The sequence below is a fragment of the Jiella sp. M17.18 genome (genome assembly GCF_041027365.1).
In the GTDB taxonomy this organism is placed as follows: Bacteria; Pseudomonadota; Alphaproteobacteria; order Rhizobiales; family Rhizobiaceae; genus VKMB-3413.
Genome location: NZ_JBFTEH010000002.1, coordinates 511,083 through 527,959, shown reverse-complemented (window position 1 = coordinate 527,959; position 16,877 = coordinate 511,083). Strand labels below are relative to the sequence as shown.

Genomic DNA, 16,877 nt, shown 5'->3' with positions numbered 1-16,877 from the left:
TGCCCCCCTCAGTTCACCAGGTTCGGCAGGTAGAGCGCCAACTGCGGGAAGATCATCACCAGGATCAGACCGACGATGCCCATCAGCGCGTAGGGCAGGGAGCCCAGCAGCACCTCCCGGATCGAGTAGTCGTCCCGCAGCGACTGGACGACGAAGAGGTTCATGCCGACCGGCGGCGTCACCGCTCCAATCTCCATGTTGATCACCAGGATCACGCCGAACCAGATGAGATCGATGTTCAGCGCCTGCAGGCCGGGCAGCAGGATCGGCACGGTCACGAGGATCGCCGCCGAGGCGTCCATGAACATGCCGAGGATGAGGTAGAGGATGTTCACCGCGATCAGGAACTGCCAGGGCTGCAGGTTCAGGCTTTCCAGCCAGTTCGACAGATCCTGGGGGACCTGCAGCAGAGAGAGCGTGTTGCCGAAGACGCCGGCGCCGGCGATCAGCATCAGGATCATCGCGCTGGTGACGACGCTGTCGCGCAGGGCCGCCCAGAACAGCCTCGCGGTCAGCGTCCGGGTGAAGACCGCGGTGAGGGCGAGCGCATAGACGACGCCGACGGCCGCGGCTTCGGTCGGCGTGAAGAAGCCGAGATAGATGCCGCCCAGCACGATGACGATCATCGCGAGACTGCCGAGGGCGCGCCATTGCAGCGGCCCGACGGCTTCTCCCGTCTGGGTGCTGATGCCGAGGCGTCTTTCGCGCAGGCTCTGCACCACGGTGTAGAGAGCGAACAGGACCGCCAGCAGGATTCCCGGCAGGATGCCCGCCATGAACAGCTTGCCGACCGAGGTGTTGGTGACGAGTGAATAGAGGATGAAGGAGATGCTCGGCGGGATCAGAATGCCGAGACTCCCGGCGACGGCGACGGAGCCGGCTGTCATCTTGCGGCTGTAGCCGCGCTGCAGCATCTCCGGAATGCTGATCGAGCCGATGGTCGCGACCGTGGCGGTCGAGGAGCCGGAAATCGCGGCGAAGATCGCGCAGGCGAAGATCGCGGCGACCCCGAGGCCGCCCGGCAGGCGCCCGACGGCCCGCTGGGCGAGATCGAAGAGATCTTTCCCCGCTCCGCCCTTCAGCATGATCTGGCCCATGAAGACGTAGAGCGGGATCGCGCCGATGACGAAGGAGTTGAGATCGCCGTAGGCGATCTGCGACAGCGCGTTGAGCCCCGGCTGAAAGTCGATGGTCAGGACGTAGCCGATCAGGCCGCTGATCATCAGCGAGATGGCGATGGGCGCGCCGAGGATCAGCAGCGCGAACAGTGCCAGAACCGTCGTCAGGAAGATCACACTCAGGCTCCGGGGCGGTCTTCGTTGGTGATAGCCGACACTTCGGCATCCTCGTCGGCATTGCCGCGCAGAACGGCCTTGCAGAGTTCGGCGAGCGCCCAGAAGGCAGCGCCGACGGGGATGGCGGCCTTGGCGATCCAGACCGGCCACTGCACCACGTCGATGGTGGTCTCGTGCGTCGAGAAGCTCGACAGCGTGTCGCGCCAGGCGGAAACCGTCAGCAGCACCAGGAACCCGACGACGATGACGACGCGGACGATGCGGAACGCCAGCCGCAGCGGACCCTCGACCATGCGTTCGATCGCAATCCCCGAGGTGACGTGGCGGTCGAACCGCGCGGTCATGACGGCGCCGGCAAATGCGACCCAGACCAGGGCGAACAGGTCGAGGTCGTAGGTCCAGGAATTGTCGATCCGCACCCAGCGCAGGACGATGCCGAGAATGATGCCTGCCGTCAGCGCGAGCAGCGCCACCATGCCGATATGGCCGACGGCGCCGGCGAGACGGTCGCCGGCGCCGGCAACGGCCGCAAGGCCCCGCCGGCGCTCGGGCCGGCGGGGCGAGGGGTGGACCGGAGCGTGTGCCACTACTGCGAGGCCTTGTCGCCCATCGAGGACTGCACGTCGCTGACGAGCGACTTCCCGGTGTCGTCGGCCTGGGCGTAGTAGCTCTGCAGCGCCTTCTGCTGGGTCGCGGCCTTCCACTTGGCCAGATCGTCCTTGGTCGGGACGTAGACCTCGTCGCCGGACTTCTTGGCCAGCGCGATGTCGTCCTTGAATTCCTTCTCGATCGCCGCGACGTTCGGCTGCTCGGTCTTGGCGACGGCCTTCTTGATGATGTCGCGCTGCTGGTCGGTCAGACCCTTCCACCAGTTGAGATTGACCTGAACCGGATAGACCAGCGGCACATAGTGGATGGCGGTGATGTTCTTGCCGACCTCGTACCACTTGCGCGAAACGATCGAGGAGAGCCCCGAAACCGCACCGTCCAGCGTGCCGCGCTGCAGCGCCGTGTAGACTTCGCTGGAATCGACCGCGACCGGGCTGGCGCCCTGGGCCTTCAGGAACTCCGCCGCCGGCTGGATGTCAGTCTCCGGGATCGTGGGAAGATGGTGCGCCAGGATCTTGAGGAGATCGTCTTCGTTCGGCAGGTCAATGTGAAACCGCCGGTCCAACCGCCCGGAGCGGACGAGCGCCGGGTCCAAGGTCCGATCGTCATTGCATGCTGCCAGGACGATCACGCCCTGGCGGCGGCCGGTGCCGTCGAGGCATTCCAGCAGGTTGTTGACGATCGTCTGCCACCAGTCGTCGTGGCGCGTGCCCGATCTACGGGCTGGCAGGGAGTCGATCTCGTCGATGAACACGATGCACGGGGCAGCAGCGGCCGCGTCAGAGAACGTCTTCCTGATAGCCCGGGTGACGCTGCCGAGGTGGCCTTCTCCCTCGGACTGCCACGCGGAGTATGACGTCGGCACGAAGGAGACGCCGCAGGATTCCGCCAACGCCGAGGCGAAAAGCGTCTTCCCAGTTCCGGGTGGACCGACAAGGAGGGCGCCGGCATCGGCGTCACTCCACGCCCGTGTTCCCGCCCGATATTCGCGAAGGGCTGCGACGAGACGCAGTCCCCAGGCCTGAGCGGACCCGTAGCCGTGGAGTTCCTCGAGCTTCGGTCCCGTTGAAATCGCTTTCGGCCGGCGGTTAAGGGTGGCGATCATCCGCAACGCATCGTCGGCCGACGTCGATCGGCCGATCGCGATATCGATCCACCGAGGTTCGATCTCCGAAATCGCCACGTCGGCTGGCCACTTGCAAGCGGAGTCGGGGAAGGCATGCATGATCGCCGTTTCCACGTCGGCCAGCTCGATCCGGGTGAGGTCGAGCGTCATATCTGCGATCGCCACGACTGCAGGATCGAGTTCCTCGCCGGGCGCGAGGGCGACGATCGTGACGCCGCTCGACAGCATCGACAACACTTGCTCCGACCTGTCCCGCAGGTTCTTCCGCTGCCAGCTTCGGCGAGCGATCTCGTCTCGCGGGACATGCTGATACTGGACGCCGTAGATCACGAATTCCGTTCGCACCGCATCCTCGAGTGCCATGGTCACCGCTTCGAAGACGGGAGCATCCCAGCCCGCGGACGCCACTCGAGCAACGATAAAGGCAGGCTTCCTCACCTCCACACGGCGGATCAGCTCCTGCGGGATCGTGGCGCGAACGCGGTCGAAGAGGATGCGGACAGATGGGGACATCGCAGCAAGGCGTGCGTCGACCTCTTGATGGACTGCTTCCTGTGCTTCTCTGGCGGCGTCGGCCGCCGCGTCCAGAACGTCGCCCTCGTTCGACTGCTGGCACCGGCCCGGGGACCGGTTGTTGGGTCCAACCGACTGGCGGGAAAGTTTCGAGAACTTGCTCATGCGATATACGTCCTCGGTGAGAGAGGGCTCGCCATGGCCGCCGTGCAAAGTGGCAGTCGGCACAAGACTGGCGGTGACGAAAGAAGGTGATCCGCGCGACGCGGGGGTTTGCGGCTTTTCGCGATGCGCGCATCTGTCAGGGTCTTGCGAGACCCAACGGCGGCCGGCGGGCAGGACCAGCAGCGGCCGGCACTACACGGCCGCTGCTGGTCTGTGCCTGCTCAGTGGGCGCCTCGCTTCAGGGGGGAGCCATGCCACTGAATAGCGACTCATCGACCCGCCAAAGCCGCGAGTAGGATCGCACCCATCGAGAACACGGATCGACGGCGTAGATTTGCGACGTCATCGCGGGCCCCGGCCCAACACGCGGGTGGCCGGTGACGACGCCTGCGAGCCGGATGGCAACGGGGTCAGCAACCAAAAGCGGCTCCGAAATAAGCGGCGCGGCGGCAAGCTCTGCGGGCGTTGGACCACCTTCCGCTGCGTACCGGCGGAGATCGTGGACGAGGGTTTCCAGGGTCCGCCGGTCGGCGGCCTCTCCGCCCGGGACGATGCCAGGCACTTGATAGGGGACACGCACTACTGCATCTCCCTGACGTCGTTTTCGACCCTGTCGCCCGAGAGCGAGAGTTGTTTCGAACGCGCAAGCAGATAACCGTGGACAAGGTGGGCGGTGGGATCGCCAGCATCGGCAAGAGCCGCGACCTGGCGGATCAGTCGCCGGTAGCCGCGCTCAGACAGAATGCCGAGACGGCCGAAGCGGATCGCCGCGCCGAAGAGCGTCGCGGCGCCGACCGGGAGGATCTTTGCGGAACAACGATCGTCCTTCGGGCTCGCTTCGCGCGTTCCCGAGGAAGCGTGGCCGGACTGTGCCAGCTGTCGATCGCGTTCACTAACGGTCGCGTGCATGTTGCTCGGCTCGCGTTCGTCTGGATGGGGGGATCGATCAATCATGTCGTGTGACCCTATGAAAAGTGGAGCATTCGCGCCGGGGCGACTGGTGACGGCCAGGCATCGGGCAAGAAGCGGGAGCTGGATCTCCCTAACTGGCAGGAATCCACGGTCCTGAAAGCGGGCTGCCGGCTTGAGGTGCGGTCCGGAGAGTGCGAAGCGCCAGCGGGCACCGGCGCTTCGACCTCCCGGCTAGTTCATGCGACGGTGATCGGTTTGGCGCCGCCGCTCGGCGATGCCTATGAAGCGCGACAGATCGATCGCGTTGATCGACAGCTTCGCGCGATCGCGCGCCCCCGGGTGCTGATCGTCCTCAGCGGCGATATCGTTAGAGGCGCTACTATTGCGGCCGTCGTCGACCCCACCGCTGACACCGGAATGCGGGGCGAGCGCTTCGGCGAGGTAATGAACGGTGGGAGCGATCCGCTCGAGCAGCCTCGACCGGACGGTCTCGTCGAGCCGATCGAGAGGAGCTCGGCAGGGAATGCCGAACACGTCGTCCAGCTCACCGGGTCCGACGGTCATCGTTGGCTCGTGTCCGGTACGGCCGTATCGGTCGATCACGCTCGCGGAGACGCTCGCGACGTCAAAACCGTCGGCATTGAGGGCGCGCCTGGCGGTGTGCGCGACGATCCGCAGCCGCTCGATCGTCTCGGCGCAGCGCGTCCCGGAAACGACGCAACCGCCCCGTTTGACCTCATGGATCGACGCATGACGCGTGGTCTCGTCAATCACGACGAGATCTGCCGTCCAGCTACCGACCACATGCAGATCGTGCGGCAGTATGGCGTCGATGTCCTTTCTGTTCGCCTTGACGAGCTCGGTCGCGCTTCGTGTAATCGGCAGAGGATACTCGCGCAGCACGTTCAACGCCGGATCCGTGCGCAGAGCTTCGGCGATCACGTCCGGAACCACCGATCCGACACGACTGACGACAGAGCGAAGGATGCTTGCGAGTGTGCATCGGCGTGGGGTCGCGACGCCGATCGGCGCGGTAAGCCACTGATCATGTTCGAGCGGTGGGGTCATCGCGCGGAGCCGAATGACAGCGAATCTGGCGTGGCGGAGAGGAAAGGATCTTCGCGCGAATAGGCAGCCGCAACCGGGAGCGATAGTCGCCTGAAACACGTACCCCTGCAGTGTAAAGGGCGTCCCCTACCTCCTGCGCCGTTGCAGGTAGTCTATGATCCCGGAGTAAGCTGAGAACTTTGCGGAGCCACGTTTCTGGGCACGGCATGACAGCGTCGACCAGCCGCCACCCACACTATAGTCAATCGAGAGAGAGCCCGACATGAAATACGCCCCCTTCGGCAATTCCGGCATGATTGTCTCGACCTTCGTGCTCGGCACGGTCACCTTCGGCGGCACCCACGGCTTCGAGAAGACCGGCAATGTCGGCGTCGACGAGGCGAAGCGCTTCATCGACGTAGCCCGGGAAGCCGGCGTCAACGCCATCGACACGGCCAACATCTATTCGAAGGGCGACAGTGAGAAGGTCGTCGGCGAAGCCGTGAAGGGCAAACGCAACGATCTTCTGATCTTCTCGAAGGTTCGCACCACCATGGGTGAGGGGCCGAACATGGCCGGCGCCTCGCGCGTGCACATCATGGGCCAGATCGACAAGAGCCTGGAGCGGTTGCAAACCGACTGGATCGATCATTACTGGATCCACCAGTGGGATGGCATCACCCCGGTGGAGGAGACGGTGGCGGTAATGGACGACCTGATCAGGGCCGGCAAGATCCGCTCCTGGGGCGTTTCCAACTATAGCGGCTGGCAAGTGGCGAAGACTGTCATGACGGCGAAGATGCTCGGCGCGACGCCGCCGGTCGCCCATCAGCTCAACTACACGCCCGAGGCTCGCGAGGCCGAATACGAGATCATCCCGTCCGGGCGCGATCTCGGCGTCGCGACGCAGGTGTGGAGCCCGCTCGGCGAGGGGCTTCTGACCGGCAAGATCGACCGGAACAACGGCCCGCAGCCGGGAACCCGCCAAGGCAACAACTGGCCGGAGCCGCACATCGTCGACACCGAGCGGCTCTATCGGGTGATCGACGTGTTGAAGGACGTATCGTCAGAGGTCGGCCGCAGCGTGCCGCAGGTGGTGCTAGCCTGGCTGCGCGAGCGCCCGGGCGTTCACTCCATCGCGCTCGGCGCTCGCAGCGAGGATCACCTCCGCGACAACCTCGGTTCCATCGAACTGACGCTCACGGACGATCAGGCGAAGCGCATCGAGAAGGCTGGCCGACCGCCGGCGATCGTGCCCCTGTGGCATCGAGCGATGAACGGCTTTGACCGAGTGAGCGAGGCGGAACGGGAGTATCTGCTGGGATATCGCGAGACGATGGGGCTGGGGTGAGGGCGTCGGCGCTTGGCCGCCGTCGCAACCCGTGTGATGAGGCATCTGGAGCAGCTAGGCCCCCGGAAGTAGTGCGCGGCTCGCTTCGCGCCCGATGCGTCCTCCACAAGCGTTACGGCGGCTCTCGAATCCGGCGCCGATCGGCACGGGGTCACGCTAACAAACCTCTGAAAACGCACCGGATGGAATCATCGATCCGGGCCATGCCGTTGCGCCGAAACACATCTGCGCGTCCGATCCGGACGGAGTACAGCCAATCCGGGGATTTCGCTCCACAGGCTTATCATCTTACGTTGTGACGTCTGGTTGCGATTGCCTATACGGCATCCGGCAATTCAGGCGCCGCTCCGGAGCCTCGTTACGCGGAACCCTTCATGTTGATCAGAGCACTCTTGTTGGCTGACGGCTATCGGCTGCAGTACAAGGTTTTGCGATGCACGTCCCAGCTCTTGGGGTCGACCCATGTGTTCGGCAGCCATGCAGCCGGAAACCTTCGCCACTCCCGCTTCTGCCGGCAATTCCACCTGGCGGACCGGGACGCGAAGTTCTGGAACGAGCGGGAGGTCGAGCAGCTGAACCGTCTGTGCGTCGAGCGGCGGATCGACGTGATCCTGCCGAGCGACAGCGCGACCACCGGCTTCCTCTCACGCTACGGCGCGCTGCTCGCCCGGCCGATCTTTCCCGTCCCGGCGGGGGAGGCGTTCTTGGATCTCGACGACAAGGCGCGCTTTGCCGCGCTCTGCCTGCGTCTCCAGGTTCCGGTGCCCGTCACGCATTTGTGCTCCGATCCCGCGGAGGTGCTGCAAATTCTCGCCGACGCTCCGAGAGAGGTGCGGTTCATCATCAAGCCGGTAGACTGCTGGGGAAGCGTCGGCGTCCGCCGCATCGACCCGGGCTCCGACCCGCGCGCGCTCCTCGACACGCTGACCTACCGCCCCCTCGTGCTGCAGGAATTCATCGAAGGCGAGGACGCGACGACGGTGGTGTTCGCGCGTGGCGGCGTGGTGCTGCGCTCCGTCTCCTATCAACTGCGGGACGGCGTCGTGCATTTCTTCCGGCACGAGGAGTCGGTGACCCATTCCGAGGCGATCGTGCGCGCGCTGCAATGCGACGGCATCCTCGTGTTCGACTTCCGCATCACGCCGGCCGGCGCCGTGCGCTTTATCGAGTGCAATCCGCGCTTCTGGTATCGCGTCGAGCTGACCATGCTCGCCGGAGCGAATTTTGTTGCCTACGGGCTGGCCGACGATGCAACGGCCGAATGGCCCGTCGTGCGCGTTCAGCCGCAGATCGCGGGCCCGCGGGCGCTGATGCGTCGCCTCTTCTCCCCCTGGAGACTGACGCGGACCGATCTGAGGGTGCTCCGCTTCTTCCTCAAGGACCCGCTGATGTATCTTCTGCAGCTCGGCCGGCTCCTGTCGCGCGAAGGACGCGAGGCGGACGGCAAGCGCTTCTAGCAGATCCGGCCGGAGGTGCACGCGCCCGCTACATGGCGCGGGAAGCCATCGCGCCCTCGAGCGACGATCCCCTCGTCAGCCTGTCAGCCATGGCACGTCGACCCCGGTCTTGCCGGAGACCACTCGACCAGCGCCGGCTACACCGCGCCCGGCGACACCATCGATGCCTCTCGCGAGGCGGCGGCGGTCATGCACCGCCGCGCTTCGCTGCACGTTCCAATCGGGACGATCTCGGGATCGTATGGCTGCCGGCAAAGGCGGGCCCCGCACAGCTCAGAATGCTCGGGGGCGCCGATCCCCTCGGCCGCATCTTGCGAGCGGTTGGGTCTCCCGCCCGGCAGTCGGAGCAGGAACCGACGACCGCCTCCGGCGACCGCGTCAGCCCTGATCGCTCTCGACTTTCCTCCTGCGCGACAGGCGCGCGCTGATCCAGCGTGACATCTGCCGTCGCAGCGGGGAGGCCCAGATGCGCTTCAGCCGCCGCGTCGAACTGCGCTTGGCGCGTTCGGCCGCGACGGCGAGGACGAAGCTCCGGCGGCGTCTGCCGCCGCGTACGTCGATCGCCATGTCGGCGACATCGAGCCGGTCCTGCCAGAATAGCGCGGCGATGCCGTCCTCCTGCCGGTTGCAGGCGTCGACGAAGCGCAGTGCGCCTTCGTCGATCAGCTCGTTCGTCAGGGTCTCGAGGAGGAGCGCGCCCGGCGAGAAGGTCCGGAACGTCTCGTCATACGCCATCTTCCAGCCGAAGCCGGCGATGCCCGAGCGAAGGTGGATGTTCATCGCAACCGGGCGGCCATCGAGCGTCAGCGTGTCGATCCGTGCGCTGCCGGTTTCCGCGAGGCCCCGGACGAGGTCCCGTCCGAAGCGCGCCATCCTGGGATCGAGCGTCATCGCCATGCCGCGATTGGCGCGCTGCCCCTTCCAGCCGCGGCCTTCGAGCTCGAGGAACTGGTCGAACGCGGCTGCGACCGCCTCCGGGGAGCGGTGTATCACATGGCGGAGGTCCCCGAGGCCGGCGAGCTTGCGGCGGTGCCGACGAAGTTCGGCCCGCCGAGAGCTCGACAGCGACCGGGCGAGATAGCCGGTGTCGCCGGGCGCGATAACGAGTTTGGCGCGCTTCTTTCGGCCGAGCAAGACGTGCCGGAGCCGGCCCTCCTGCGCCAGAGCAGCGAGAGCCGCGAAGAGGGGGCCTTCGGCGTTCACGTCATTGGCGCAGACGATTTTCGGCAGACGGGGATCGTCGGCGATCGCAGCGCACATCGCCTTGAGCGCGGCGGCATGCTGGCCGGCCGCGATGACCGGGCTTCCGAGGAAGGTCAGCCGGTTGAACGGGCAGGCGAGGATCGGGATCGGCAGACCCAAGGCGGCGCGAGCGCTGATGAGGGCCCAGGCGCCGATCAAGCGGTGCACGCGGGCGGGGCCGTCGGCCCAGGCGACCACAACATGCGGGCGTGCACCGGTGGCTTGCGCCAGCGCCGCGACGACGACCGGATCGATGAAGACGTTCGGCTCCTCGGCCGCGTGGCTCAAGGCGCTCCACTCGGCCGCGAGGGCCTGATATTGGACGAGATCGATCACCTCCGCCCGCACGGTCGGCTCCACCGCCCGGCGGTCCCACGGCCGGTCGGACGAGAGGGGGCGGCTCTCGACCGCACCGAGATTGTCTACCAGCGACACCGCCGTCCAACCGGCATGATCCAGACTCGTATCCATTCTTCGTGCTCCTCGTGCGAGCCAACACGGCAGCGTTGCCGTACCCAATGTTGCGGAATGTTGCAGAGGCCGCGGCTTTTCCTGAGCGTTCATTCGGAGAGGCCGGAACATTGGAGGTAATAGGGATGGTCAAACTGTGCCGAGCGCGTCCGTGGCCTGGCTCGGGACGGCTGTAATGCGCTGGCGGAGACAGGCGCGGAGTGTCTCGCGCGCCGGCGCTCGCCGCCGGCTCGCGGCGCGGGCGGCGACCATCATGGCACCTAGGGCGGTCGCAGATGTTCGCACTGAAGGAAGCTGGCCATGCCGCACTGAGGGCCGAGCAGCCAAGCAGGTCGTCGTGAATTGTCGAAGTTCGGATCGGCTTGGGCCAAGGTCAGGCTCACAATCGCCTGGCGTACCTCGCGTGGAGGCTTCGATCCGGCCAGATCAGACTTTAGCTTCGTCCCGACAGATTACCGTTTGACTGCCATCCTCCCGTCATGACGAGAAGGAGTCGCCAGTGTCCGTCGCATCAGCAACCTGGCGAAGGCAACGGATCGTAGCCGCGCCGGCCCCGCCGGCATCCGCATTCGCTGGAAGCGATCGCGAGGTCAGCTGCGCGGCGGTCGTCACCGAGGCCGACCCGCTGGCGGAACATTGGGCGGATCTTCGCGCCCGCGCCGCATCCGCCAATTTCTACCAGAGCTACGAGTGGTGTTCGGCCTGGACCCGGTCCTGCGCCAGGGCCGGGCGGCCGGAAGCCTTGCGTATCGTCACCGTCTGGGAGGGGCGGCGCCTCGTCCTCCTCTGGCCGCTGACGATGCGCCGGACCGGTCCCGTCCGCGTCCTCCATGCCCTCGGCGAACCGGCGACCCAGTACTGCGACCTTCTGGTGGAGGCCTCGCCCAACGCGTCCACCTGGTTCGCGAAGGCCTGGGCCTGCCTCATCGAGACGGACGATGTCGATGCAGTCCATATGAAGCACGTGCGGCGGCACTCCGCGCTCGAGCGGCTGAAGCCGGTCCGGCACCGGTGGATCATGGTCTCGACGAAGGCCTCGCCCTACCTCGTGAAGACCGCCGACCCGTCGAAGCGTCTCGGGCTTCGCAGCCGCAGCGGCCGCAGTCGCAACGCGCTGAAGCGGCACATGAAGAACCTCATGCGCATCGGCGACGTGACGTTCGAAGCCGTCCCGCGCAGCCAGCATACAGTCGCGGTTCGTGCGGCCCTGGATCTGAAGGCGCGCTGGCTGGAAGCGCGAGGCCTTGCCAGCGCCGGCTATCTCCATCCCGGCAACGAGAACACGATCCTGACCCTGGCCGCCAAGGGGCATTTCATGATCCGCCGTCTGCGCGTCGGCGATGAGACGGCTGCGGTCGAAATCGGCGTCCTAGACCGCGGACACTACTACTCGATGATCCAGAGCTACGACCAGCGGTTCGCGGTCCACTCCCCCGGCCGCCTCCTGCTGTCGCACATGCTGGAATCGGACGACGGCATCGAAACGTTCGACTTCCTGCCGCCCTCCCTGCCGCACAAGACCGAATGGACGCAGTCCTTCGAGGGGGTCGCCGACTATGTCGTTCCACTGACCCTTCGGGGAAGGCTGATGGCGGCCTATCTGAAGGCCATCCGTCCCCGCCTCGCCGGGACCTTCGAGGTCCTGCCGGCCTCCCTGCGTCGGCGGCTGTCGAGGCTGAAGACCTTCTTCTATTGAGATCGGCCGAGACGGCGATTTCTCGCGAATTCCGCCGTGCGAGGCGCGAGCCTGCGCCGCGAAGGGCGAACGACGTCGCACGCCTTGCGACGTGGCCGAGCGGATCGAAACCTCTGCGACTACGGTCCCCTTTGGCACGGCGTCCGTCTTCCGACCTCCCGTCTACTGCGGCGACGCGGCGATCTCCTGCGATCCCTCGTCCTGGCCGACGGCCCTGAAGCCTGCGAAATCGAGCTCGCGCCGCCCCCAGCCGAACACGACGCGGATTCCCGGCGGAAGATGATAGACGTTGTCGGCAAAGCGGTTGCCGCCGCGCTCGATGACGCCCTCGTTCGAAGAGCCGGGTTCGACGTCGCTGACGCCGCCCATTCGAGCGAAGGCGCCGGTGAAGCGCACGGTGTTGCCGCGCACGGTGTTCCCCTGGGTGCGATAGGTTCCGCCGCCGGCCCGTTCGCGGCCCTGGTCGACCAGCGCTATGCCGGTGCCGTCGTCGGCGACGACGATCCGGTTGCCGGTCACGAGGACGTCCTGCGAGGCGGCGATCAGGACGTTCGCACCCCAGTACCAGCCGTGGGCGAGACGGCCGTTATTGCTCAGAACGTTGTCGCGGACGACCGCGTCGAAGCTGATTTCGTGGAAGATGCCGGCACCGTCGTTGTCCTCGACGCGGTTGCCCTCGTATAGGACGTCGCGGCAGTCGATATCGCACCAGAGGCCGGGCCCGTGATTGTCGTGCACGAAGTTGCCCCGGATGACGATCCGCTCCGCCTTCGCACCCTTCAGCCCGCCGCCCTCCCAGCCGGGGTCATAGCCGCGCCGGTTGTTGCCGGCGACCTCGTTACCCTCGATCGCGATGTCGTGGCTGGAAAGGCTGATCCCGAGCTGGCCGTTGTCCACGACACGGTTGGCGGCAACGGTGCTCGACGGACCGGCCAGGATGCCCAGGCCGCTGTTGAGGCGCACCGTATTGTGGGCGATGCGCCAGCCCGTCGCCGCAGCATCGGCGTCGTCGAAGATTGCGCCGCGCTGGGCGGGCGTGGCGTATTTCTCCACCACGAGATTTTCGACCGACGCGTTCGCCGCGTGGTTGGACAGGAAGGCGAAGGCCGCGGCCGTCATCTCGACGCGGTGCCCGGCCGGGTCGTCGCCGATCGCGAGAAGGCCGCTGTTCCGATCGAAGAAAAAGCGGCCGGGGCCAACCGACTCGATCCGCGCGACCTCGGCGAGTGGGTGATCGTCGAGGAAGACGGCTTCGACGCGGTCGCACAGGGGCGACTGCGGCAGGCAGATCCCGCGTCGCGCGACGGGAACCGGATCGCTGTGGGTCGTCCAGTGCGACCCGGCGGCTCTGAAGTGCGAGAGGAGCCGCGCGCCGCTGAGCACGGTACCGGCCTCGCCGAAGAAGCTCTGGCCGCGCTTCGGCGCGATCGTCTGTGCGCGATGCACGCCAGCGGCTAGACAGAACGACGCCCCTGCGGGCGCCGCATCGACCACCGGCTGGATACGGGTGCCGGCCGCGATCCGCCGCGCGCCGCTGGGGCAGGGCACGTCCCGCTGGCCGGCGGCCGGAACGGGGTGAGGCGGCTCCGGCAGCTCGACCGAGCGTGGCGCCGCCGACAGCGACGTGTCGACGGCCAGCGCTCCCAAAAGGCCACCGACGGCGACGGCCGCCGCCCGGCGGAAGGACCATCCACCATGATCTGGCGCCGCCGTCATCGGCTATTCCGCAGCGTCGAGGACGACCCGGTCGTAGATGTCCTCGACGCGGATGATGTCGTCCTCGCCGAGATAGCTGCCGTGCTGGACCTCGACGATCTCCAGGAGGCTGTTCCCCGGATTCTCCAGCCGGTGGACCGCGCCAAGCGGAATTTCGGCATGCTGGTTGGGGGTCAGGATGGCCACGGTGTCGTCCACCGTGACGCGCGCTGTGCCGGAGACCACGACCCAGTGCTCCGCGCGGTAGCGGTGGCGCTGCAGCGACAACCGGCCACCGGGATAGACCGCGAGCCGTTTGACCTTGAAGCTCTCGCCGAGATCACGAACCTCGAACCATCCCCAGGGCCGATGTTCGCGTGCGTGGGCGCTCGCCTCCTTCGCGCCCCGGCGCGAAAGGTTCTCGACCAGCGTCTTGACGCTTCCGCAGCTTTTGCGGTCGGCGACGAGGACCGCGTCCTGTTCGACGATGACGACGAGATCCCGGACCCCGACGATCGAGGTCAGCGGCCCGTTCGACCGCACGAGGCAGTTGCTGCTGTCGAGGCTCTCGACCGCGCCGCGGACGACGTTGCCGGCCCCGTCCCGCGCGCCGATCTCCCAGATGGCGTCCCAGGTGCCGATGTCGGACCAACGCCAGTCGGCAGGGACGACGGCCGCGAGTTCGGTGCGCTCCATGACGGCGTAGTCGATCGACTTGCGCTCCGCCTGGCCGTAGTGGGCGCCGGAAAGGATTACCACGTGCGCCGACATGCGGGCGCCCTCGTAGGCGCGCGAGACGCATGCGAAGGTGTCCGGCTCGAAGCGGGCATATTCGGCGATGAGCGTCTTCGGCCGGGCGAGGAAGTTGCCGGAGTTCCAGAGACACCCGTCGGCGATCAGACGTGCAGCGGTCTCGACGTCCGGCTTCTCCGCGAATCGGGCGACCGCCGATACCGGTCCGGCGAGAGGCTCGCCGGGCTCGATGTAGCCATAGCCGGTGGCTGGCGATGTCGGTTTGATCCCGAAGGTGACGATGTAGCCGGAGCGCGCGACCGGATCGGCGGCGGCGACGCTCTCGTGGAAGCCTTCGGGGCATCCGATCGCGTGGTCCGACGCGAGGACGAGAAGGGTCTCTCCCGCGGCCTCGGCGGCGACGTAAAGAGCTCCGGCGAGGATGGCGGGGCCTGAATCGCGGGCCTCCGGCTCGAGGAGCAGCGTTCCGGTGAGGCCGATCTCTGCGAGTTGGCGCTCCACCTCGAAACGGTAGAGATGCGCGGTGACGATGACCGGAGCGGAGTAGATTCTTCGATCGGCGACTCGCAGCACGGTCTGCTGGAACGGGGAGTGCTCGCCCTCCAACCGGATGAACTGCTTCGGCATAGTGTCGCGCGACACGGGCCAGAGACGCTTGCCGGAACCACCGCAAAGGATCAGCGGACTTATGCCTGAGCGCATGGGATTATCTCCTCGACAGGGCTGCAATGATTGACGTGTCTGACGGATCTGCAGGGGAACGCTCAGCGCAGGCTGACGCGTTCGCCCGTGGCGGTGACGGGAGCACTCGCAGCCGCAGCGCCGGTGCCGACCGGCGCTGCGCCGGGTTCGGTCAGCCTCAACGGATTGCCGCCCGCGACGCCGCCAGGCAGCGCGGCGTTCGTGCCGTCGCCGACCTGGACGATGTCGCCCGGCCAGATCTCGAACGAGCGGTCAGCGGGGATCGATCGGATCGTCCCGTTGCCGAAGCGCCGGATGGTGATCGGGACGGAGTCCAGCGGTGCCGATGCCACCTGCCGCGCCGCGGCCGGCAGCCGATCGCGCTTCATCTGCCTCGCTTCGACTGCGATCGGTAGCGTGCTCTCCGACTCCGCGATCTGCAGCATCGTCGTCTGCAGCTCGGCCATGATACGGCTGCGATAGGCGCTGTCGAGGTCCTGCAGCTTCAGGTCGGTCTCCGTCACCAGCGATTTGGCGCGGGCGAGGCTGCCCAAGATCGTCGCGAGATTGGCGCGACTCTTGCTCTTTTCCCGCTCTATGTCGATCAGCGTCGATTTCCTCGTCAAGCCGTTGATGAGTAGGCTCTTCACGTCGGCGATCTGGCTGTCGAGGAATGCGATCTGCTGGTTTTCCAGATCGACCTGCTTTGAAAATGTGTCGATATCGGTCTTCGCCTGCTTGGTCTGTTCCCGGAGAAGCGCCGCCTGCCTGGCCTGACTCGCGACCTCGAATTCGAGGACCTGCTTCTCCCCCGCGACGAAGGCCTTGAACGTCGCTGCATTTTCCGGTGCGACCGCCGGCAGCGACAGCGCGGATCCCTTCAGCTGCGCCTCCAGCCGGGCCTTCCGTGCCAGCTGGCCGAGGTAGGCGATTGTCAGTGTCTTCACCCGCTCGTCGGACTGCAGGAAGTCGGCCCGCTGAGCCGCTTCCTCGCCGCTGAGCCGCGCCGCGCCGCCAGCGAGCGCCAGCAGCGTCTCGACGTTCATCCCGTCGATAAAGGTGTAGCGGCCAGGCGATCGCACGTCTCCGAGAACCGTGACCGGTCGCAGTTCTGCCAGCCGAACGCTGACGACCGGGTTCTGCAGATAGCCGTCAGAGAAGCGGGCAACGAGCTGGCGCTGCAGTGCCTGCGGCGTGAGGCCCGACACCGCAATCGCGCCGAGTAGCGGCATGGTGATGCTGCCGTCGGGCTCGACGAAATAGACGCCGGAGATCTCCTGCTGCTCGAACACGACGATCGAGATGCGGTCGCCAGGTGCCAGCGCGAACTTCTGCGGGGCCGCGGTGGCACTCTGAGACGGCGCAGCCGGGCGCGACGCTGCGGCGTCGTCCGCTCGAACCGGGGCTTGAACGAGAAGGAGCGCGCCGATCGCCACCGCCCCGGCCGCGAGGATGCTCGGACGGGGACCCGGATGCCGCGTGGTCCACGCCCGATTGTGTTCGCCGTGTGCTGTCCGTGTCATGGCCGTCGCTTCCCGCGCTGAGACGATGGAAGACCACATGCTAGAAGCTTGGTGCTTCACCCGGAGCGGCAAAAGCGGCTTATCTCCGCCCGGCGGACGGGTTACTTCCGCAGGGGCAGTCACCGCTCTTTCCAAATCTTCGGCGATCCGGCACGCGAGGGCTGCTGTGCCGGCGGCGCCAGGAGAAGGACCGTGGCACCGGCGCATTTGCCCTATCGCCGCCGGCGCTCATCCGGATCCAACACCGCACAGAACGGGGATTTGCGGCCGGATGCGGTCTGCGAGCAGCCGGGGCGGTGGCTTGAGCACGGCCCGGCACCCCGGGTGGCGGCGCTATTGCC

At 66.6% G+C, this 16,877-nt stretch carries 13 protein-coding genes; 3 read left to right on the top strand and 10 right to left on the bottom strand.

What is annotated here, in order from left to right; genetic code table 11:
* Positions 1-8: 8 nt before the first annotated feature.
* The 6 genes from AB5S17_RS05890 to AB5S17_RS05865 form a co-directional block, all read right to left on the bottom strand.
* Positions 9-1,295: a TRAP transporter large permease gene (locus tag AB5S17_RS05890; protein ID WP_369237123.1), complete on the bottom strand. Its 1,287-nt coding sequence runs from the start codon at positions 1,293-1,295 to the stop codon at positions 9-11.
* Positions 1,296-1,297: 2 nt separating this feature from the next.
* On the bottom strand, positions 1,298-1,882 hold the full coding sequence (locus tag AB5S17_RS05885; protein ID WP_369237121.1) for a TRAP transporter small permease: 585 nt from the start codon (positions 1,880-1,882) through the stop codon (positions 1,298-1,300).
* Positions 1,882-3,708 carry a TRAP transporter substrate-binding protein DctP gene (dctP, locus tag AB5S17_RS05880; RefSeq protein WP_369237119.1) on the bottom strand — a complete coding sequence of 609 codons (1,827 nt, stop codon included), beginning with the start codon at positions 3,706-3,708 and terminating at the stop codon, positions 1,882-1,884. Before dctP ends, AB5S17_RS05885 begins: the two co-directional genes overlap by 1 nt.
* Positions 3,709-3,946: 238 nt before the next feature.
* On the bottom strand, positions 3,947-4,270 hold the full coding sequence (locus tag AB5S17_RS05875) for a DUF6634 family protein (RefSeq protein ID WP_369237407.1): 324 nt from the start codon (positions 4,268-4,270) through the stop codon (positions 3,947-3,949).
* 17 nt (positions 4,271-4,287) lie between these two features.
* Positions 4,288-4,617: a hypothetical protein gene (locus AB5S17_RS05870; protein ID WP_369237117.1), complete on the bottom strand. Its 330-nt coding sequence runs from the start codon at positions 4,615-4,617 to the stop codon at positions 4,288-4,290.
* A 234-nt stretch (positions 4,618-4,851) separates the two neighbouring features.
* Positions 4,852-5,688, bottom strand: a complete 837-nt coding sequence (locus tag AB5S17_RS05865; RefSeq protein WP_369237115.1) for a hypothetical protein — start codon at positions 5,686-5,688, stop codon at positions 4,852-4,854.
* A 262-nt stretch (positions 5,689-5,950) separates the two neighbouring features.
* Between AB5S17_RS05865 and AB5S17_RS05860 the strand changes: the two genes are divergently transcribed.
* Positions 5,951-7,018 carry an aldo/keto reductase gene (locus tag AB5S17_RS05860; RefSeq protein WP_369237113.1) on the top strand — a complete coding sequence of 356 codons (1,068 nt, stop codon included), beginning with the start codon at positions 5,951-5,953 and terminating at the stop codon, positions 7,016-7,018.
* A 374-nt stretch (positions 7,019-7,392) separates the two neighbouring features.
* Complete coding sequence (locus AB5S17_RS05855) at positions 7,393-8,475, top strand: ATP-grasp domain-containing protein (protein WP_369237111.1); 1,083 nt, start codon at positions 7,393-7,395, stop codon at positions 8,473-8,475.
* Between the two features lie 378 nt (positions 8,476-8,853).
* On the opposite strand, the gene AB5S17_RS05850 is transcribed toward AB5S17_RS05855, so the two are convergent.
* On the bottom strand, positions 8,854-10,188 hold the full coding sequence (locus AB5S17_RS05850) for a GNAT family N-acetyltransferase (protein WP_369237109.1): 1,335 nt from the start codon (positions 10,186-10,188) through the stop codon (positions 8,854-8,856).
* 499 nt (positions 10,189-10,687) lie between these two features.
* Here AB5S17_RS05850 and AB5S17_RS05845 point away from each other — a divergent pair, with 499 nt between their 5' ends.
* The gene (locus AB5S17_RS05845; protein WP_369237107.1) at positions 10,688-11,884 is read left to right on the top strand and encodes a GNAT family N-acetyltransferase; all 1,197 of its coding nucleotides are present in this window, start codon (positions 10,688-10,690) and stop codon (positions 11,882-11,884) included.
* A gap of 162 nt (positions 11,885-12,046) precedes the next feature.
* Here the strand turns inward: AB5S17_RS05845 and AB5S17_RS05840 are convergent, their stop codons facing one another.
* The 3 genes from AB5S17_RS05840 to AB5S17_RS05830 form a co-directional block, all read right to left on the bottom strand.
* Positions 12,047-13,600, bottom strand: coding sequence for a right-handed parallel beta-helix repeat-containing protein (locus AB5S17_RS05840; protein WP_369237105.1), 1,554 nt, complete (start codon positions 13,598-13,600; stop codon positions 12,047-12,049).
* Positions 13,601-13,603: 3 nt separating this feature from the next.
* Complete coding sequence (locus AB5S17_RS05835) at positions 13,604-15,034, bottom strand: mannose-1-phosphate guanylyltransferase/mannose-6-phosphate isomerase (RefSeq protein ID WP_369237103.1); 1,431 nt, start codon at positions 15,032-15,034, stop codon at positions 13,604-13,606.
* A gap of 62 nt (positions 15,035-15,096) precedes the next feature.
* Positions 15,097-16,743 (bottom strand): polysaccharide biosynthesis/export family protein, encoded by a 1,647-nt coding sequence (locus tag AB5S17_RS05830; RefSeq protein ID WP_369237100.1) that lies wholly within the window; start codon positions 16,741-16,743, stop codon positions 15,097-15,099.
* Positions 16,744-16,877: the final 134 nt, after the last annotated feature.